Origin of the sequence: Streptomyces sp. NPDC088553 (assembly GCF_044752965.1) — a bacterium.
Classification (GTDB): domain Bacteria; phylum Actinomycetota; class Actinomycetes; order Streptomycetales; family Streptomycetaceae; genus Streptomyces.
The window spans coordinates 823,310-841,120 of the sequence record NZ_JBIVMG010000002.1 but is presented as its reverse complement, the minus strand read 5'-3'; the positions used below and the strand labels follow the sequence as shown (position 1 = coordinate 841,120).

At 73.9% G+C, this 17,811-nt stretch carries 14 protein-coding genes, 1 pseudogene and 1 riboswitch; of the genes and pseudogenes, 3 read left to right on the top strand and 12 right to left on the bottom strand.

Annotated elements, in window-relative coordinates; all coding sequences use genetic code 11:
• Positions 1 to 36 precede the first annotated feature (36 nt).
• Together ACIP8Z_RS08710 and ACIP8Z_RS08705 are read right to left on the bottom strand one after the other, a co-directional pair.
• Positions 37 to 1,062, bottom strand: coding sequence for a LacI family DNA-binding transcriptional regulator (locus ACIP8Z_RS08710; RefSeq protein ID WP_402080479.1), 1,026 nt, complete (start codon positions 1,060 to 1,062; stop codon positions 37 to 39).
• Between the two features lie 268 nt (positions 1,063 to 1,330).
• Positions 1,331 to 1,891: pseudogene (locus ACIP8Z_RS08705) on the bottom strand (DMT family transporter); the annotation flags it as partial.
• Between ACIP8Z_RS08705 and ACIP8Z_RS08700 the strand changes: the two are divergent.
• Positions 1,890 to 6,743, top strand: a complete 4,854-nt coding sequence (locus tag ACIP8Z_RS08700; protein ID WP_402080477.1) for a hypothetical protein — start codon at positions 1,890 to 1,892, stop codon at positions 6,741 to 6,743. The pseudogene ACIP8Z_RS08705 and the gene ACIP8Z_RS08700 sit on opposite strands and share 2 nt — an antisense overlap.
• Positions 6,744 to 6,801: 58 nt before the next feature.
• Here the strand turns inward: ACIP8Z_RS08700 and ACIP8Z_RS08695 are convergent, their stop codons facing one another.
• The 4 genes from ACIP8Z_RS08695 to ACIP8Z_RS08680 form a co-directional block, all read right to left on the bottom strand.
• A complete protein-coding gene (locus ACIP8Z_RS08695) occupies positions 6,802 to 7,431 on the bottom strand; it encodes a hypothetical protein (RefSeq protein ID WP_402080475.1) in 630 nt (209 codons plus the stop codon).
• On the bottom strand, positions 7,428 to 7,700 hold the full coding sequence (locus ACIP8Z_RS08690; protein WP_402080845.1) for a hypothetical protein: 273 nt from the start codon (positions 7,698 to 7,700) through the stop codon (positions 7,428 to 7,430). The genes ACIP8Z_RS08695 and ACIP8Z_RS08690 overlap by 4 nt, the downstream gene beginning before the upstream one ends.
• A gap of 416 nt (positions 7,701 to 8,116) precedes the next feature.
• Positions 8,117 to 8,944, bottom strand: coding sequence for a CbtA family protein (locus tag ACIP8Z_RS08685; protein WP_402080473.1), 828 nt, complete (start codon positions 8,942 to 8,944; stop codon positions 8,117 to 8,119).
• 14 nt (positions 8,945 to 8,958) lie between these two features.
• Positions 8,959 to 9,186 (bottom strand): CbtB-domain containing protein, encoded by a 228-nt coding sequence (locus ACIP8Z_RS08680; RefSeq protein WP_266899951.1) that lies wholly within the window; start codon positions 9,184 to 9,186, stop codon positions 8,959 to 8,961.
• A 59-nt stretch (positions 9,187 to 9,245) separates the two neighbouring features.
• Positions 9,246 to 9,334, bottom strand: a riboswitch (cobalamin riboswitch).
• Positions 9,335 to 9,510: 176 nt separating this feature from the next.
• On the opposite strand from ACIP8Z_RS08680, the gene ACIP8Z_RS08675 reads away from it, so the two are divergent.
• Entirely contained in the window at positions 9,511 to 10,083 is a 573-nt protein-coding gene (locus tag ACIP8Z_RS08675; protein ID WP_402080470.1) for a histidine phosphatase family protein, read from the top strand.
• Between the two features lie 26 nt (positions 10,084 to 10,109).
• On the opposite strand, the gene ACIP8Z_RS08670 is transcribed toward ACIP8Z_RS08675, so the two are convergent.
• The 4 genes from ACIP8Z_RS08670 to ACIP8Z_RS08655 form a co-directional block, all read right to left on the bottom strand.
• Positions 10,110 to 11,210 carry a FecCD family ABC transporter permease gene (locus ACIP8Z_RS08670; RefSeq protein WP_402080468.1) on the bottom strand — a complete coding sequence of 367 codons (1,101 nt, stop codon included), beginning with the start codon at positions 11,208 to 11,210 and terminating at the stop codon, positions 10,110 to 10,112.
• Positions 11,207 to 12,178, bottom strand: a complete 972-nt coding sequence (locus ACIP8Z_RS08665) for a FecCD family ABC transporter permease (RefSeq protein WP_402080842.1) — start codon at positions 12,176 to 12,178, stop codon at positions 11,207 to 11,209. The genes ACIP8Z_RS08670 and ACIP8Z_RS08665 overlap by 4 nt, the downstream gene beginning before the upstream one ends.
• A gap of 81 nt (positions 12,179 to 12,259) precedes the next feature.
• The gene (locus ACIP8Z_RS08660; protein WP_402080466.1) at positions 12,260 to 13,312 is read right to left on the bottom strand and encodes an iron-siderophore ABC transporter substrate-binding protein; all 1,053 of its coding nucleotides are present in this window, start codon (positions 13,310 to 13,312) and stop codon (positions 12,260 to 12,262) included.
• A gap of 182 nt (positions 13,313 to 13,494) precedes the next feature.
• Positions 13,495 to 14,085, bottom strand: a complete 591-nt coding sequence (locus tag ACIP8Z_RS08655; protein WP_402080463.1) for a TetR/AcrR family transcriptional regulator — start codon at positions 14,083 to 14,085, stop codon at positions 13,495 to 13,497.
• 74 nt (positions 14,086 to 14,159) lie between these two features.
• Here ACIP8Z_RS08655 and ACIP8Z_RS08650 point away from each other — a divergent pair, with 74 nt between their 5' ends.
• On the top strand, positions 14,160 to 16,010 hold the full coding sequence (locus tag ACIP8Z_RS08650) for an ABC transporter ATP-binding protein (protein ID WP_402080461.1): 1,851 nt from the start codon (positions 14,160 to 14,162) through the stop codon (positions 16,008 to 16,010).
• Positions 16,011 to 16,086: 76 nt separating this feature from the next.
• Here ACIP8Z_RS08650 and ACIP8Z_RS08645 read toward each other — a convergent pair whose 3' ends face one another.
• Positions 16,087 to 16,773, bottom strand: coding sequence for a winged helix DNA-binding protein (locus tag ACIP8Z_RS08645; RefSeq protein ID WP_402080459.1), 687 nt, complete (start codon positions 16,771 to 16,773; stop codon positions 16,087 to 16,089).
• 26 nt (positions 16,774 to 16,799) lie between these two features.
• Positions 16,800 to 17,747, bottom strand: coding sequence for a methionyl-tRNA formyltransferase (locus ACIP8Z_RS08640; RefSeq protein WP_402080457.1), 948 nt, complete (start codon positions 17,745 to 17,747; stop codon positions 16,800 to 16,802).
• Positions 17,748 to 17,811 lie beyond the last annotated feature (64 nt).

The following is a 17,811-nucleotide window of genomic DNA, read 5'->3' as shown; positions in this document are numbered from 1 at the left end:
CCCGCCGCCCGCCGCCCGCCGTCCCCGTCCGCCGTCTCAGGCCGAGTCGCGGAGGACGAGCGACGTCGGCGTGATCACGGACGCGGGGACGACGGGACCGGTCCCGTCGAGCAACCGCATCAGCAGCTTCACCATCAGCCGGCCCATGTCCTCGATGTCCTGATGCACGGTGGTGAGCGAGGGGGACGTCCTGGCCACCACCGAGGCCATGTCGTCGAAGCCCACGACCGCCACGTCCTCCGGGACCCGCACACCCCGCTCGCGCAGCGTCAGCAACGCACCCGACGCCATCAGGTCGTTGGCCACGAACACGGCGTCGACGTCGGGGCGCCGGTCAAGCAGCTCGGCCATCGCGCGGGCGCCGCTCCCCTCGGTGAAGTCGCCCCGGGACAGCAGGGTGGGATCGGCGTCGACCAGGACGTCGCGATAACCGTGGAGCCGGTCGAGCGCGGACGTCTGGTCGTCCGGCCCGGAGATGTGGGCGATGTTCCGGCGGCCGAGGTCCACCAGATGCCGCACCGCCTCACGGGCGCCCCCGCGGTTGTCGCAGTCGACGAACGGCACGGTCGGGCTCGTACCGGGCCCCGGCCGCCCGCCGTACACCACCGGGATACGGGTCCGGTCGATGACGGCCGGCAGCGCGTCGTCGTTGTGCAGCGAGAAGGCCAGCGCGCCGTCGACGTGCCCGCCCCCGAGATAGCGGGCGATCCGGTCGTGATCCCCCGGGCCCTCCACCCACAGCAGCACCAGCTGGGCGTCGTGCGCGGTCAGCTCCCGGCTGATGCCCCGTACCTGCTGCTCGAAGAACGGGTCCGAGAAGATCCGGAACTCGGGCTCCGCGATGATCACCGCGACCGCGCCGTTGCGTCGGGTGACCAGCGTGCGGGCCGCGTGATTGGGCACGTAGCCGAGCTCGTCGACCGCCCTGCGCACCTTCTCGACCAGCGGAGGCCGTACGCCCGCGCCCCCGTTGACGACCCGCGAGGCCGTGGCGCGGGACACGCCGGCGCGAGCGGCGACGGCTTCCAGCGTGGGGCGGGGCCCCGTGGTCTGCTCGGGCAAGGCGGGCGCTCCTCGGCTGCGTGGGGTGGGCTGCGGTGTGCGGTGTGCGGTGTGCGGTGTGCGGTGTGCGGTGCGCGGTGCGCGGTGCGCTGTGACGCGCGGCGCGGTGTGCGTTCTTGTGCGGATCAGGATATCTGTACCCCCCACCCTCTGAGAGCGCTCCCAGCAGGAACCGTCGGCACACCCCCGGAGGCACGACGCGGACCTCTCGCCGAAACGGTTCCGCCCGCTTCCGGTGCCGCTCGACGAGCCGGGGCAGCGCGAGGCCGGTGAGGACGAGAGCGACCCCGAGCAGACGCGGAGCGCTGGGCGGCGAGCCGTCCTGGACGCCGTCGATCGCCACGGCGGAGAGCACCTGGCCGCTGATCACCAGGAGCGAGGCGTTCATCGCCCCGAGCCGGGGGATGACATGGCTGTCGACGGCGACGAACAGCGCACCGAACACGCCACCCAGGCAGGCGGAGACGGGCACGGCCCACGGCCCCTCCGCGGGAGGTGGCGCGCCACCCCGCGCACGTCGCCGCCCCGCCGGCACCGGCCCTGGCGGGACTGCGGCTGGTCGCAGACGGCGGGTCCTTCGCCGCCGACGGTACGGCGGACGCGGGACGGGCCGCAGGCTGACCGGCTGGACCACCACGGGCAGCCACTGGCTGTGCGGCGGGCCGGCGGGGCCGGGCGGCCGGTGATCACGGGCTCCGGCGGGAGCCGGTGCGATGGCGGGCCCGGCCGGACGGGACGTGCGGAGGCGCGCCCTCGGCTCGGTGGCGTCCCGGCGGCGAACACCCGGCCGCTTCGGGCGTGTCAGTGGTGCGTGCGACGATCCAGTCATGATCGCCTCGCTCGAAGCCCTGGTGCCCGCCAAGGGCAGCACGCATGTCTCGACCACGTACGCCGACTGGGTCGCCGCCCATGATCCGGACGCCGCCGCGGCGGCCCGCGACCTCAACGAGGCCATGGGGGCCGAACTCACCCGGTCCTGGTCGAAGCCCGGTGCGTTCGTCGACTCCATGGCGTGGCGGGCGCGGCAGTTGCCCACCGCGCACCTGCCGTGGTTCTGGGACACCGTCGGGCATCGGCTGATCGGTTACGGCAGCCGTCCCGGCGGTCGGGCCTATGTGGCCGCGCGGGCTGCCGAGGCCGAGCACGGGCTGGCCGTGGATCCGGCCTACCGCCGGGCCAACGGCCTGTTGTTCGCGCGGGGCGGGGCCATGCCCGCCAAGGAGTTCGGGGCCCATCAGAAGTTCCTCGCCGAGTCGCTCGAACCCGTCGAGGCGTACGCCGCGCTCGGGGCGTTCCTGACCGCCTGGGCCGGTTCGAAGGCCGATCTCCCGGCCGACCTCGTGCGCCGCGTCCGGGCCTCCGCCAAGGCCGCCGGGCACGGGGACGACGAGGTCGCGCGCGTGGTGGGCGCGATTCTGTCGGTCACCCGGAAGAAGTCCGTGCCGGACGCCCTTCTCGCCGGCGCCGAGCCGGTCCTGACGGCTCATCCGCCGACGGACGACATCGCCGCCGGCCTCATCGAGGTCTTCCCCGAGAGCGTGACCGACGGCGGGGCCTGGCTGCGGGTGCTGATCGGGTGCGGCGCCACGGAGGCGATGGAGACGGGACGGCTCGTGCCCGAGGGCGGACTGCACCGCTGGGTCGGGCACTTCGTCCACATGTACCAGTACACGCGCGCGTCCGGCGGTGGAGTCACGCGCCAGCAGCTGCCGTCCGAGTTCCTCGACCTCGTGGGCAGGCTCGGGCCGCGGCTGCGGGACGCGGGCGACGCCGTGACCGTGCACACCACCCGCCACCACTACCAGGGCTTCGACGCCGACGTCCTGGACGCCTGCCTGGCCGCCGGGGTCACCGTCGTCGACCCCGGACCCGAGACCCGGATGCGCTTCTGGGGCGAGAAGTCCCGGCGGGACCTCACCGCCCTCGCCGCCGACCCCGTGTTCGGCCCGCGCCTCGAAGGCACGGTGCACGCCGGTCTGAAGCCCAACTGGTACGGCGCACCCGCCCGCAAGCCCGGATCGGCCGTGACGCTGCTCCCCGGCAACGAGGGCATCGCCCACGAGGTGGCCGTGCGGGTCGGCAAGCTGGTCGACGCCGTCGGGGGCGGCGGCATGGCGGGCGCCGAGGAGTCCGTCGCCGAGCTGGAGACCCTCCTCGACCGGCCGACGGTGACGGCGCTCGGCGGGATCGGCGACGCCCTCGCGGGCGCGTCCGCCGGCGGCGCGCTGCGGCGCTCGCTCGCGGCCGGCCTGCCGGAGGAACTCGCCTGGCCCGCGCTGGAGGCCGTGTACGAGGAGTTCGCGGCGGAGGCCGTCGCGGCGGCCGACGCCGCCGGCCCGGACGCGGAGCCGGACGCGGACGGCGCGGACACCGCGGCCGCCGCGGACACTTCGGCGGACACCCGCCTCGCCGCCGACGGGATCGGTGCCGCCGGACTCCCGGGCGTGGCCGGCGTGACCAGCACCTGGCCCGTACTGACCGTCTTCGGGCGCGACCGCGCCGTCGCCGTCGCCCCGGACGGAGTGCGCGGATCCTGCCGGTTCACGGTGCCCGCGGACGCGACCATGTTCGCCGTCCACTACGTCGGCGGTTCGTTCCTCGTCAGCTGGAGCCTCAAGCAGAGCCCCTACCACTGCGACACCGCCGTCTGGGCCGACCGCCCCGACGAGCCGTTCACCCCGGAGGAGCTGGGCGGCCTGGTGCCCTTCGGCGGCAGCCTCGACGGGGCGTACGGCTTCCAGTTTGAGACCGCCGACGGAGGGGGGCGGCACGGCGGCCTCCGGGTGACCCGGCCCGGCGGCACGGAGGGGATCGACCGGGAGGAGCTCCAGCTCGGCGACGGCACCCGGATCTGGACCAACGCCGTCTACGGCCGACGGCCGTGGGAGACCGTCGACCCGGTCACCGGCGAGCGGCAGGGCGCGACCCCGTTGCCCGACTTCCCGGGCCGTCCCGCGAGCACCGACCCGGCCCTCGACCCGTCCGAGGCGGACAAGACCCTCGCCCGCGAGGCGCTGCAGCTCGCGCCCCTGCCCGCCGGCATGACCGACTCCCCGCTGGGCAGCCGGGACGGACTCGTCGGCACCCGGGTGCTGTTCCGCACCCGCTACCGCGACAACGCCCCGGACCACTACGTCCTGGAGAGCATCGACGGCCGCACGGCCCAATTCGACATCGACCGGCCCGGGCAGGAGCCCTGGGGACTCTGGGCGGCGCCCGAGGGCGCCGTGGAGGACGTCGTCCTCGCCGAGGCACAGACCCGCACGGGCGTGCGCGCGTACGCCGCCGACGGCGTCCTGCTGTGGGAGATGGACGGCCACCACTCGCCCGCCCACCCGCGCGTGAGGCCGTCCCGCCGCGCCACCGTCTCCCACGGCGTGGCCCTGCCGCCGGCCTTCTGGTACCTGCTGCGGACCCGGGACACGGCCGGTTCCAAGGCGCTGCGGACCGTGGAGCGGGCGACGGCCGACAGGCTCCTGACCGCCGCGCTCGACGGCACGGAGGCACTGCGCGTCGCCGTGGCACGGGAGTTGCCCGAGATCACCGCCCCGGCCCTGGTCGAGGCCGTCGTCGCGGTGGCCGGGCGTGCCGCTCGCGTGGAGGAGCGACGGCGCGCCCTGCACCGGCGCGTCACCCTGCTCGCCGAGGCGCCGCCCGTCCTGCCGAGCCGCGCGGTGCCGGACACCGAGCTGATGCCCGCGCTGTGCGGCCTCCTCGTCGACGGGACGGGCGACGCCTGGCGGCGGAGCCGGGACGTCGCCCAGGCCGCGACCTTGAGCGCGCTCGCCGCCGACGGCGCCTGCCTGGCCGGGACGATCGTGGAGGAGGTCCGGCGGCTGTCCCCGCCCGCCCTGCCGCACGACTGGTCGCAGCTGCTCGGCGCGATCGACGCCGTCGCCTGGCGGACGGCGGCCGCACCGACCCCGGACCCGGAGCGGGCCGCCCTGCGCGCGCTCCTGGAGACCTGGGCCGACCAGCCGTTCGCCCGCGAGGGCGGCCGGTGGTGGGTCGGCCGTACGCCCGGGGCCGGGATCCTGGACGGACTGAGGGAGGGCGGGACCGTCGTGGCGTCCGCCGCCCGTTGGGACGCGGGGAAGGCCTGCTGGTTCGTCGCCGCCGCCACCGGCACGACGGACGACGACCCCGTGCCGGCGGCCGTCCCCGACGCCCGGCTCGTCCGGGTGGACCGGGACGACGCGGCCCGGCTGCGGGCCCTGCTCGCGGCGATCGACGCGCACGGCCCCCTCCCCGTCCCGGAGTCGGCCGCGGCACGGTTCGCCGAACTGACGGGCGTACGCAGGCCCGTGGCCCGCCTCGTGGTCGCCGGTCTCGTCGGCCGCGCCGACCGGGACGAGGACCGCGCCCTCGCCCGCAAGGCGCCGTACAAGGCCAGTCCGCTGACGGCCGAGGCCTACGAGGAGCTCCGTGCGCGCCTCGGCGGCGCAGGCCGGAGGGCCGTGCTCGCGGCCGCGCTGCCCGAGGACCCGGCCGAGCTGTGGCGGCCCGGCGGCGTCGAAGCGGCCGTGGAGCGGATGGCGGGCGTGTGGCGGGAGCGGATCGGCGGGCTGACCGCCGTGCACGACGAGGCGGCCGACACCCTGGAGGCCGACCTGGGCCTCTCCGAGGTGTGGGCCCGACGCCTCGCCGGCGGCTACGAGGCCGCCGAGGACACGACCGTACCCGCGGTCGACTGGGACCTCGCGGCACCCCGGTACGGCCTGGGCGTGGAGGTGCGGGCCCTGCCACCGGCGGGACCCGAGCTGCCCTACGGCACCCCGGTCGGCCTCGACATCGAGCGGATCGCGAGCGCACTGGTCTGGGCGTGGACCGACCGGCCCGTCGGCGACCCGGCGGTGGCCGGCGCGACGGCCCTGTACGAGCGGCTGCGGGCCGAGCTGTCCCGTCCGGAGCTCCTCGTCGAGCTGCCCGGCGGGCGGATCCAGGACACCTCGGCGCGGATCGCCGAGCGGTTCGGGCCCGCGACGCTGCCCGTGTCCCTGGACCGCCGTAAGGAGGAGGGCGAGATGCCGTCCATGACGGCGTACGACTCCGGCCCCCTGGTGGTGTGCGCTCCCGGCGGCAACGCCTTCCTGCGGCCCGCCGAGGTCGCCGACCCCGAGACGTGGCGCCGGGTCCGCGAGACCACCGACCTCGCGGAGGAACTGGACCGGGTGGCACCGCTGCTCGCCGGCGGCGGACTCGACCGGATGATGCGGCGGGCCGGCTCCGGAGCCGTACCGGACGGCGCGTACGAGGCGGATCCCCGGCGGTCCTGCCCGGAGCTGGTCGCGCGCGTGGCCGACGAGCTCGGCGCCGGGACGGACGCGGCCGCACTGTACCTCCAGCTCGCGACGCTGGCCGCACCCACCGACCGGAACGTCCGCAGGTGGAACGGCTGGACGACCAAGCGGCACGCGGAGGTCCGGGCGGAACTCCTCGCCACCGGCGCGGTCCTGGAGGCCAAGCGGGCACGGGCGGGCCGGACCCTGTTCCTGCCCGGCGAGTGGACCGAGCTGAAGTCCCCGCACCTTCCCCTGGAGAAGGTGAAGCTGGAGAGCCACCGGGTGCGCCCGCTGTGGAGCAACCAACTCCGTTCCCCGTTCGTACGGTTGCTGCCGACGGCCCCGCTGCACGAGATGTTCGCGGAGGCGTGGGAGCGTGAGCGGGAGCAGCGGGCGTGACCAGGGCGGCGCCCCCGCTCGGTCGACGGCACCGGACGCGGTGCCGTCGATCCTGCCGTCACGCGCGCGTCGCCGCGCGGAGCGCCGTACGAGCGGCCCGGTACGCCGTCGCCGCGTCGGGTGTTGGTGCGGCGGCCGGCTGCCAGCTGCAGTAACGCTCCACGTACGGGTGCCAGAGGCGGTCGGGGCCGTACCGCAGCTGGACCCGTGCGGGCGCGTCGGTGAGGTGGTTGTGGTGGCGCTCCACGGGGGCGGTGGGGGAGGGCCGGAGCGGCTGGACGGCGTGCTCGGCGGCGGCCAGGACATCGGGGTCGGTGGGCAGCGGCGCGAGGCAGGTGGCGACGGCGGGCGGCCCGCCCCACCGGTGGGCCGTCACGAGAAGTCTCATCCGGCCCACGGAGCAGCCGAGCCGGATGGCGGCGCGCTCCAGATGAGCGTCCCCGTGCCCGGCGACGAAGCGGACGACGTCCGCGGTGACATCGTCGACGCCGTCGGCGGCGGCGCCGTCAGCGACGACGACCGCGCGTGCGACGCCTTCCGTCGACGCGCCTCCGGAACTGTCCAGAAGAGCCGCCGCGCGGAGCGCCGCGTCGGCGACGAGGGCGCGCAGCACGTCGAGCCCGGGCGGCGGCGCCGGTGGCGGCTCGGTGAGGCCGTCCAGTAGGGAGGGGGGTTCGGCGGAGGTCACGAGGGGTCTCCCAGGCTGACGAGGTCGACGAGTTCCCGGTCGGAGAGCCGGGCGATTCCGGCGTCCCCCGCGCCCAGCACGGTCTCCTGCAACGCCCGTTCGTGCGTGAGGAGCTGATCGATCCGGTCCTCGATCGTGCCCCGGGTGACGAGGCGGTGGGCGGTGACGGTCCGCCGTTGCCCGATCCGGTGCGCGCGGTCGGACGCCTGGTCCTCCACGGCGGCGTTCCAGCTGCGGTCGAAGTGCACGACGTGACTGGCCCGGGTCAGGGTGAGGCGCGGTCCGCCACGCCGGTTCGTCGTCGGTCAGCAGGAGCAGCATCCGCAGGTCGCGCTGGGTCAGTTGTCCCGACCGTGCCAGGCTCTCGGCCTCGGACACGAGGTGGGGGTCCGACCGGCCCGTCACGACGGCCCGCTTGGCCCGCTCGTGCCACGCGGGTCGCACCCCGGTGTCCACGGGAGCCGGCTGCCGGACGGCGTCGGCCGACGGGGAACGACCAGCCAAGAGGAGATCCTCCGTACACATGACGTGATGAGGCGTGTGCGCTCAGTATACGGAGACGTGGGGTTGGCGGTCTTCCAACGGCGGCCGGACCGACGCCAGTTGTCCGGGAACGCGGAACCGCCCCGTACGCGGGGGCGTACGAGGCGGCCGGTGCGCGGTCCGCGCGGGGGCGTGCGGCCGGTCAGCCCGGGATCGGCGCCCCGACCGGGGCCGGAGCGTCGGCGGTGGACGTCCGGCCGGCGAGGACCTTCTGGGCGAGCACCCCGAAGACCACGCCGAACACCGCCCACAGCACGGCCTGGACGGCCAGCGAGGCCAGCCTGAACTCCCAGAGCAGCGCGGCGGGGAAGCCCGCCTTGACCGCGTCGTCGTTCGCCGGGAGCAGCACGAAGGCGACACCGGTCACGACGACGAACCCGGCCGCGGCGACCAGGGTCGCGTTCCAGTTGCCCAGTCGCGGTGCGAGGCGCCGCCCCGCGATCACCGCGGCGAGCCCGAGCAGCACACTGAGCAGGATCATCAGGAAGAACAGGGTGGTGCGCTTCCCGATCGTGTCGGGATTGCCGACGGCCGGCGGGGTCGCCGGATACTTCAGGAACGGCACCAGATAGACGGTGGTGAACGCCGCCGCCGCGGTGAGCGCCGCCGTCGCCCGCGGGCTGAACCGGCCGATCCGGCCGAGCGCGAAGGAGAAGGCGAGCGCGGCGATGCCGCCGAGCGCCACCCCGTACACGAGGACACCGGTGGCCAGGCCGAAGGTCGACTGGACGGGGCGGCTGACCGCCTCCTCCTCTTCCTCCGCGGCTTCCGCGGCGGCCGTGCCGCCGTGGCCGGCGTGGGCCTCGGGAGCGGTGTGCGCCTCCTGGGCGGCCTGGGCCTCCTCGACGGCGATCGCGCCGTCCACGGGAGGCTCACCCACCACGTAGGCGACGGCGAAGGCGAGGAGACCGGCGATCAGGCCCGCGAGCATGCCGCGGACCAGCAGCGATCTGACAGTTGAGGCGTGCATGTGCGTGTCGCCTCTCAGTGGCAGGGGAAGCCGAGCAGATGACGACCGTCGTGCACCCACTCGTGCACGTCGGAGCCCGCGATCAGGGAGGTGGCCCCCTGCTCCGCGCCCACGAAGTACAAGGCGATCAGCGCGAGAAGGCCGACGAAGAACGCCCAGGGCAGAACGGCCCGGACGGGCAGGGGGGCCGGAACGGCCACGGAAGGGGCGGATACGGCAGCGGATACGACGGCCTCGGCCATGATGGAACCTCCTGCGGGAACTCGCGTCCCGGACGGTGGTGCAGGACGACGGTCCACGGGTCTGACTCACCGTGTCACCGCCTCCGGATCGGAAGGGCGGCGCCCGGCTCACAGTGGCGCGACCGTGCCGGATTCTCACCGGACTTCCGTCTCGCCGTCGTCACGCTGTTCAAATGTCGCCCGACCGTACCGCGCACCGGTTGCGCCGCCAAGGGCGTGAGGCCTGAATCACGTGCGCGCCCCCGGGCCCGGCTCGGCGCGGCCGGCGTGCCGGCCCGGCGCTACCCTGGGCGCCGCCCCAGGAGCCGACCGTGAAGGAAGCCGATGACCGTCCGGCTGACGCTGATCTCCCCCGCCACCAGCGGATCACCGCGCGACGTCGGGTTCGACGACGACAGCCCCCTCGACCCGGAGGGGATCGCCCGGGCCGAGTCCGTCGCCTCCGCCGTCGACCCCTCCACCCGCGCGTACTCCTCGCCCTCGGCACGCTGCCGCGGGACGGCCGAGGCGCTCGGTCTCTCGGCGGAGCCGGTGACGGCACTCGCCGGCTGCGCCATGGGCCGGTGGCGGGGACAGACCCTCGCGGCCGTCGCCGCCGCCGAGGAGGCGGCGCTCGGCGTCTGGTTGTCCGACCCGACGGCGGCACCCCACGGCGGGGAGTCCGCCCGCGCACTGCGGATACGGGTCGGGGCCTGGCTCGACGGACTGCGGGCCGGCACGGGTCGCGTCACGGTCGTCGCCGAACCGGACGTGATCCGCGCCGCCCTCGTCCACGCCCTCGGGGCCCCGGACGAGGCGGCCCGGCGGCTCGACGTACGCCCCCTGACCGCCGTGCACCTGAGCGGGCGCGCCGAGCGCTGGAACCTGCGTGTCGGCGACCCGCTCGGGCCCGCATAGCCCCCTTCGTTGGAGGCCCCTCTCGGTCAGGCGGCGGGACGCCGCCACTCACGCAGCAGCAGATAGCCCAGGTACGCGCCACCGACGGCCATCGTGTACAGCCCGACGGGCAGGTCGTCGAAGAACGGCAACTGCTGCGCGGCCAGGTCCGCCAGGACCAGCAGCAGAGCCCCGAGCAGGGTGGACATGACCAGGTGCGGGCCGCCGCCGCGGGTGACCCGCTTGGCGATCTGCGGCGCGGTCAGGGAGATGAACGCGATCGGTCCCGCCACGCTGACGGCTCCGGCGGAGAGGACGATCGACAGCGCGACCGCCCAGGTCGCGGTCCGGCCCGGGCGGGCCCCCAGACCGGTGGAGAGGTCGTCGCCCATCTCACCGATGCTCAGGGGCCGGGCGAGGAGCGCCGCGAACGGCACGGACACGAGCAGCACCGTCCAGATCGTCGCCGCGTCGTCCCAGGAGCGGGCGGAGAGGCTGCCGTTGATGTAGGCGGTCAGGGCACTGGCCTTGTCGCGTTCGACGGCGTACACCACGTACTGGGTCAGCGCGGTCGCCATCGCGGCCACGCCGATGCCGGCCACCACGAGCCGTCCCGGGCTGCGGAACCCGGTACCGGTGGCGAGGAACACGACCGTCATCGCGAGGATCGCGCCGAGCAGCGCGCCGACGGCCACCGGCATGACGTCGGGCAGGAACAGGGCGGCGGCCGCCGCTCCCGCTCCGGCCCCGGAGCCGAGTCCGATGATGTCGGGGCTGCCCAGCGGATTGCGGGTGACGGACTGGAACAGGGCCCCGGACAGGCCGAAGGCCGCGCCGGTGGCGATGGCCACCACGAGCCGCGGGCCGCGCAGCCGGTTCAGGACGAACGCGTTCTTGCCGGTGGCCTCGCCCGCCAGGGCCGACGGCAGATCGGCCAGGTCGATGCCGAGCCTGCCCATCGACAGCGTGGCCACGGCGGCGGCACAGAGCAGCAGCAGGGAGACCACGGCGGCGAGCACGGTGGTACGGCGCACGGGGACGGCGACCCAGGGCCCGATCCGCAGCACACCGCGGCCCGCGGGCCGCGCCGCGCGCGGCTTCGTCACCTCCGTGCTGTCCGCGGGGTCGATCCGGTCGGCGGTCTTCATCCCGCTCCCCTCATACGGCGAACGGCGAAGAGCAGGGCGGGCGCACCGACGAAGGCGGTGACGACCCCGACCATGAGTTCCTGCGGGCGCAGGAGGACCCGGCCGATGACATCGGCGAACAGCAGCAGCGTCGGCCCCGCGAGGCAGGTGAAGATGATCTGGGCCCGGAAGTCCGCGCCCACGAGCGCCCGGACGACGTGCGGGACGGCGAGGCCGACGAAGGCGATGGGCCCGACGGCCGCCGTCGCGGCGGCGGCGAGCAGCGTCGCCGCGAGCAGTCCGGCGCCCTTGACGCGGGCGGGGCTGATGCCGAGTGAGGCGGCCTTGTCGTCGCCCATGGCCATGGCGTTGAGCCCCGGCGCGAGCAGCAGGGCGAGCAGGAGGCCGACCGCGGCGAACGGCAGGACCGCCCAGAAGGCGTCGAAGCCGCGACCGCCGAGCGCGCCCACCACCCAGTAGCGGTACGTGTCGAAGACCCGCGGCTTGGACAGGGCGACGGCCTGGATGAAGGCGGCGAGGACGGCGGAGAGCACCGCGCCGGCGAGCACCAGCCGGACCGGTCCACCGCCGCCGCCGGCGGTGCCGACGACATGGACGACGACACCGGTCAGGAGGGCGCCGACGAGGGCCCACCAGATCGTCTCCCGCTGCCCGGAGGCGCCGAGGAACGCGGTCGCGGCGACGATGCTGGCGGACGCGCCCGCGTTGATGCCGAGAAGTCCCGGCTCGGCGAGCGGATTGCGCGTGATGCCCTGCATCAGGGTGCCGGCGACGGCGAGGCAGAGCCCCGCGAGCACACCGAGGGCGGTACGGGGGTAGCGGCTCTCGACGACGGTACGGGTGTACTCGTCGCCGCCGTCGCCGAAGACGACCCGCAGGACGTCACCGGCGGACGTCGGCTTGCTGCCGAACATCACGCTGGCGAGCAGGGCCAGAGCGAGCAGGACCAGGCACAGGACGGCGGCCAGGAGATGCCGGCCGAGGCCCCGCCGTTGGACGGCGGGGCCTTGGCCGGTCTTGGGGAGAGTGGTCACGCTGAGGACCCGTTGTTACTTCCCGGCCTTGGCGACGGCCTTGTCGATCATCGGGAGGTAGCGCTCGATGCTGTACGGCACCGTCAGCGGGTTGATCATCGAGGAGGCGGTGACGAAGGGCGTGTCGTGGCTGTAGACGAGCGCGTTCTTCTTCACGGCGGGGATGGCCGCGTACAGCGGCTGGGCCTCGACGGTCTTGCGGGACTTCTCATCCATGTAGAACGTGAAGGCGATGTCGCTCTTCGCCAGCTTGTTGGCGTTCTCCAGGCCGATGAGGGCGGAGTCGGTGCCGTCGGTTTCCGGGAAGGTGTTCACGATCGGGTCGACCTTGAGGCCCAGCTTGGAGACCATGGCCACGCGCTGCTCCTCGGGCTTGAAGACGCCGAGGGTGCCGGGGCCGGTGTTGTAGATGTACGAGAACGTGACGTTCTTGTAGTGGGGGCGGGAGGCGGCCGCGTCGGCGAGCTGCTTCTCGATCTTCGACTCGAGGTCCTTGGCCTTCTCCGGCTGACCGAGCGCCTTGGCGATGATCTCGATCTGCTGGTCCCAGTTCGTGCTCCACGCCTTCTCGGGGTAGGCGACGGTGGGCGCGATGTCCTTCAGGATGTCGTACTGCTTCTGCGTCAGACCGGACCACGGGGCGAGGATGACGTCGGGCTCGAGCTCGGTGATGGCCTCGATGTCGAGCTCCTCACCGCCCTTGAACTGCTTGGGCAGCGTGGCGCCGGACTTCTTCACCGCGTCGTGGATCCAGGGGAGGTAGCCGCTCTTGTCGCTGCCCCAGGGGTACTCCTCGATGCCGACCGGGACGTTGCCGAGGGCGATGGCGGTCTCCGCCGAGCCCTGACCGAGGGTCACCACGCGCTTCGGCTGCTCCTTGATGACGGCCGAACCGAGGGCGCTCTTGATGGTCACGGGGAAGGCGCCCGCCGGAGCCTTGCTCGCCGACCCTGCCGCGTCGTCTTTCTTGTCGTCCGAGCCGCACCCGGTCACCATCAGGCCGAGCGAGACCGCGGCGGCGCCCGCCACGAGAACGCGACGGCGAAGGGGGGTGAACACAGAAGGCATGGTGGATCCTTGTCTCCGGGCAGGGGGATGTACGAGGCCCCGACTGACGGCCCCACAGACGGATGTCTGCGGGGGCAGCGGCCAACTCGGTGCTTGTTAGGTGAGCCTAACCTATTCCTGCCTGGGCTTGAGCGCCAGGGGGTTCCGCCGCGATGTGATCAACGCGGCACCCGGCGGGACCCCTAGGGCGCGACGGCCTTCCGCAGGGTCCGCAGGCACAGCGAGAGGGCCGTGTGCTTGGGGGTGCCCTGGTCGCGCGCCTGCATCCACGCGGCATAGAGCAGCGCCCACATGACGTCCTGCAGCCAGCCGGCGTCCACCTCGGGATCGAGCGTCCCGTCCTCCTGCCCGCGCCGGACGAGGGCGAGCAGGGCCAGGTCGGCCGCCGACTCCTCCTCGATGCCGGACCAGGCGATGAACTGCGGCACGTCGTACAACAGCAGCAGCCGGTCGCCGAGTTCGAAGTACTCCAGGCAGAGCCGCTCCAGCGCCTCGGGCGCCGGCCCGTCGTCGAGCCGCGCCCGGACGGCCGCCGCGGCGACCCGGTCCCGCACGTCCGTGCCGATCGCTGCGAGCAGGTCGGAGCGCTCGGGGAAGTAGCGGTGGACCGTGGTCCGCCCCACCCCGGCCGCCTCGGCGACATCGCCGAGCGAGGCGCCGTGGTCGGCGGTGAGCACGGAGACGGCGGCGTCGAGGATCGCGCGCCGGGTGCGGGCGCGGGTGGCGCTCTCGCGGGTGGCCGCGCCGTGCGCGGGAGTGTCGTCGGACCCCATGCGCACACGGTAACCCCTCATACCTTTTGGGAAATCCTTTGACCTTTCTGGAACAGAGGTGTTCCATTGTGGGTATGTCAGCATCCATCGCGCCCCGCCTGAGCATCCTGTGGTCCTTCGCCCGCCCGCACCGGCGCACCCTGGTCAAGGGGCTCGCCCTCGCCCTGATCGCCTCCGCCCTGGGCCTCGCCACGCCCATGGTCACCAAGCACGTGCTCGACGCCCTGGGCAGCGCGTCCTCCCTCACGGGACCCGTGGCGGCGCTCGTCGTGCTGCTCGTCGTCGGCGCCGCGGTGTCCTACCGGCAATGGACCCTGCTCGGGGCGCTGGGGGAGCGGGTGGTCCTCGACGCCCGCGAGTCGGTCGTGCGGCGCTTCCTGCGCGCCACCGTGCCCGGCGTCACCCGGAGCCCCACCGGTGAACTCGTCACCCGCGTCACCTCCGACACCGTGCTGCTCCGCGAGGCCGCCGCCTCCTCCTTCGTCGGCCTGATCAACGGGGCGGTCATGCTGGTGGGCAGCCTCGTCCTCATGGGCTTCCTCGACCTCGTGCTGCTCGCCACCACGGTGGCCGCCGTCGCCCTGGTCGGCGTGGTCTTCGGGCTCCTCATGCCCGGCATCGCCCGGTCGCAGAAGCAGGCCCAGGAGCACGTGGGACGGCTCGGCGGCGTCCTCGAAGGCACGCTGCGGGCCATCCGTACCGTCAAGGTCAACCGCGCCGAGGAGCGCATGACCGAGCGGATCCTCGCCGACGCGCGCGCCTCGGCCGAGTACGGGGTCCGGGCCGTCCGCCGCGAGGCGCTGGCCTGGACGACCGCGTGGTCGGGCGTCAACCTCGCCATCATCGCGATCCTCGCCGTCGGCGCCTGGCGCGTCGGCGAGGGCCGGCTCGAGGTCTCCGGTCTGATCGCCTTCCTCCTCTACGCCTTCGCCCTGATGGACCCGATCACCGAACTCAGCCAGAACGTGACCGCCCTCCAGTCCGGCATCGCCGCCGCCGAACGCATCCGGCAGGCCGACGCACTGCCGTCCGAGGAGGCCGCACCGTCCGCGGGGGCCGCGCCGTCCGCGGGGGCCGGCGCCGGCGAGCCCCTACGGGATCCCCGGGGGCTCCGGAAACACCAGGAACTCCCCACACTCCACGAACCGCACGAGCTCCCCGGACCCCAGGAACTCCGGGACGACCTGCCCGTCCTGGAGCTCCGGAACGTCACCGCGGCCTACGGCCCGGACGCCGAGCCGGCCGTACGGGACATCGACCTCGTCATCCCCCGGCGCGGCCACACCGCCGTCGTCGGCCCCTCGGGAGCGGGCAAGACCACCCTGCTCTCCCTGGTCCTGCGGTTCCTGGAGCCGACCGGCGGCGAACTGCTCCTCGACGGGCGGCCGTACCGGGACCACGCCCATGCCGACATCCGCGCCCGCCTCGCCTACGTCGAGCAGGACACCCCCGTCGTCCCCGGCACGATCCGCGACAACCTGCTGCTCGCCCGGCCCGACGCCACCACGGAGGAACTGCGGCGCGTCCTGCACGACGTACGGCTCACGGAGAAGGTCGACGCCCTGGAGGAGGGACTGGACACGCCCCTCGCCACGGCGAACGTGTCGGGCGGGGAGCGGCAGCGCATCGCCCTGGCCCGGGCACTGCTCGCCACCCCCGACGTGCTGCTCCTGGACGAGGCCACCGCCCAGCTGGACGGTCTGACCGAGGCGGCCGTGCAGGAGTGCGTCCGGTCCCGCGCGGACACCGGCGCCGTGGTGACGATCGCGCACCGCCTGTCGACGGTGATCGACGCGGACACCATCGTCGTCATGGAGGCGGGCCGGGTCCGGGCGCGGGGCCGGCACGAGGAACTGCTCGTGTCGGACGCCCTCTACCGCGACCTGGTCGAGTCCCTGCGGATCGCCGCTCACGCGCGTGCGTGAGGTCGTCCGAGGCGGGTGGAGGGGCGAGGCGTGCGGTGCCGGGCCGGGCCGCGCGGCACCGCACGCCCCGCCCGGATCAGGGCGAGGACCCCGGCCGCTCGCGTGCCAGGTCCGCCGGGGCCGGTTCGAGATGACCGTGCACACGGCGCAGCAGGGAGGCGAGTTGCTCGCGCTCGTCGGCGTCGAGCGGTGCCAGGATCTCGTCGTCCGTCCGCGCGATCTCCGCGCTCAGGCTCCGGAGGGAGGTCTCGCCCTCCGGGGTGAGCCGCACGACGACGCGGCGCCGGTCCGCGTCGTCCCGGACACAGACCACCTGGCCGACGCGGACCAGGTCGTTGACGACCTTCACCAGGTCGCTGGCGTTCATCGCCAGCCGCGTGGCGAGGGCCGTCTTCATCTGCGGGCCGAGGTCGGCGAGCAGCGCCATCACGGTGAGGTGCCAGAGCCGTAACCCCCGGGCCTCCAGTTTCTCCGTCAGACGACGGCGCGCGGCCCTGCCGATCACATGCATGAGGTACGCGTTGAGGTCGAGCACGCTGGGTGGCGTCATGCTCCGCGAGGGCGGAGGGACGGTGCGGGTGGGCGGGCCCGCGCCCGCGTCCCCGCCCATGCCCGCTCCCGTGAGCGAGTCGAGGGTCAGATCGGTGTTGGCGAGGGATCTGAAGACCTTCGCCCAGTCGGTCGGCATGCTCGCGATGCCGACGACGGCGAACGTCGCCCCCGAGAGGTCGTGCGCGACACCGGAGACGACCGGCTGCTCCATCGGCTGCTCCTCGCTGTCCCCGGTCGTCAGGGGCGGCTGGTGAGGTAGCCGCCCATGGACGTGAAGTACTCGGTCGCGGGCAGCTCGCGGCCGTCCTCCGTCCGGACGCGGGTGATGGCCAGGCCGTGGTTGCGGCCCGTGCGGGCGTCGGCGCCGGCGACGATCACGACGCCCTCGCCCTCGCGGTAGAAGATCCGGCCAGGGGTGCCGCCGTAGCGTCCCTCGGAGACGACCGCGGAGAGGACTTCGAGCCGCTTGCCCCGGTGGAAGGTGAAGGCGCTCGGGTAGGGCGCGGACTGGGCGCGGACGAGCCGCTCCAGGACGTCGGCCGGCCAGTTCCAGTCGATCCGGATGTCCTCCTCGGCCCGCTTGTGGAAGAAGCTGGCCTGGGAGCGGTCCTGCTTCGTGAACTCGGCCTGCCCGGAGGCGATCTGGTCGAGCGCGCCGATCGTGACCGGGGCGATGAGGTCGACCGTCTTGTGGAAGAGGTCGGTCGTCGTGTCCGTCGGTCCGACGGGGACCGCGTGCTGCTGGACGATGTCGCCGGCGTCGAGCACCTCGTCCATCATGTGGGCGGTGACGCCGACTTCGGGCTCGCCGTTGATGAGGGCCCAGATGAGCGGCGAGAAGCCGGCGTACTTGGGCAGCAGCGAGTCGTGGATGTTCAGCGTGCCGTGGCGGGGCAGGTTGTAGATGTGCGGCGGGATCCACGTACGCCAGTTGTTGGCGACGATGATGTCCGGGTCCGCCTCCTTCAGGCGCGCGAACAGCTCCTCGTCGTCGGGCCTGTTGCGGATCACGACCGGGACGCCGTGCTCCTCCGCCAGGTCGGCGACCGAGTCGCTCCAGATCTTCTCGTAGGCGTGCTCGCTCTTGGGGTGCGTCACGACGAGCACCACGTCGTGTTCGGAGTCCAGGAGCGCTTGGAGGGTGCGATGGCCCCAGGTCTGATAACCGAACATGACGACCCGCATCGGGTTCCTCCTCGGAAGAGCGATTGACCGTCAGCAAGTAAAGCAAGGCTTACCTAACAGTGCA

Coding starts and splice junctions, on each gene's coding strand:
- ACIP8Z_RS08700 (WP_402080477.1), top strand. CDS start 1,890: ATGATCGCCTCGCTCGAAGCCCTGGTGCCCGCCAAGGGCAGCACGCAT.
- ACIP8Z_RS08685 (WP_402080473.1), bottom strand. CDS start 8,944: ATGCACGCCTCAACTGTCAGATCGCTGCTGGTCCGCGGCATGCTCGCG.
- ACIP8Z_RS08680 (WP_266899951.1), bottom strand. CDS start 9,186: ATGGCCGAGGCCGTCGTATCCGCTGCCGTATCCGCCCCTTCCGTGGCC.
- ACIP8Z_RS08675 (WP_402080470.1), top strand. CDS start 9,511: ATGACCGTCCGGCTGACGCTGATCTCCCCCGCCACCAGCGGATCACCG.
- ACIP8Z_RS08670 (WP_402080468.1), bottom strand. CDS start 11,210: ATGAAGACCGCCGACCGGATCGACCCCGCGGACAGCACGGAGGTGACG.
- ACIP8Z_RS08660 (WP_402080466.1), bottom strand. CDS start 13,312: ATGCCTTCTGTGTTCACCCCCCTTCGCCGTCGCGTTCTCGTGGCGGGC.
- ACIP8Z_RS08655 (WP_402080463.1), bottom strand. CDS start 14,085: ATGGGGTCCGACGACACTCCCGCGCACGGCGCGGCCACCCGCGAGAGC.
- ACIP8Z_RS08650 (WP_402080461.1), top strand. CDS start 14,160: ATGTCAGCATCCATCGCGCCCCGCCTGAGCATCCTGTGGTCCTTCGCC.
- ACIP8Z_RS08645 (WP_402080459.1), bottom strand. CDS start 16,773: ATGGAGCAGCCGGTCGTCTCCGGTGTCGCGCACGACCTCTCGGGGGCG.
- ACIP8Z_RS08640 (WP_402080457.1), bottom strand. CDS start 17,747: ATGCGGGTCGTCATGTTCGGTTATCAGACCTGGGGCCATCGCACCCTC.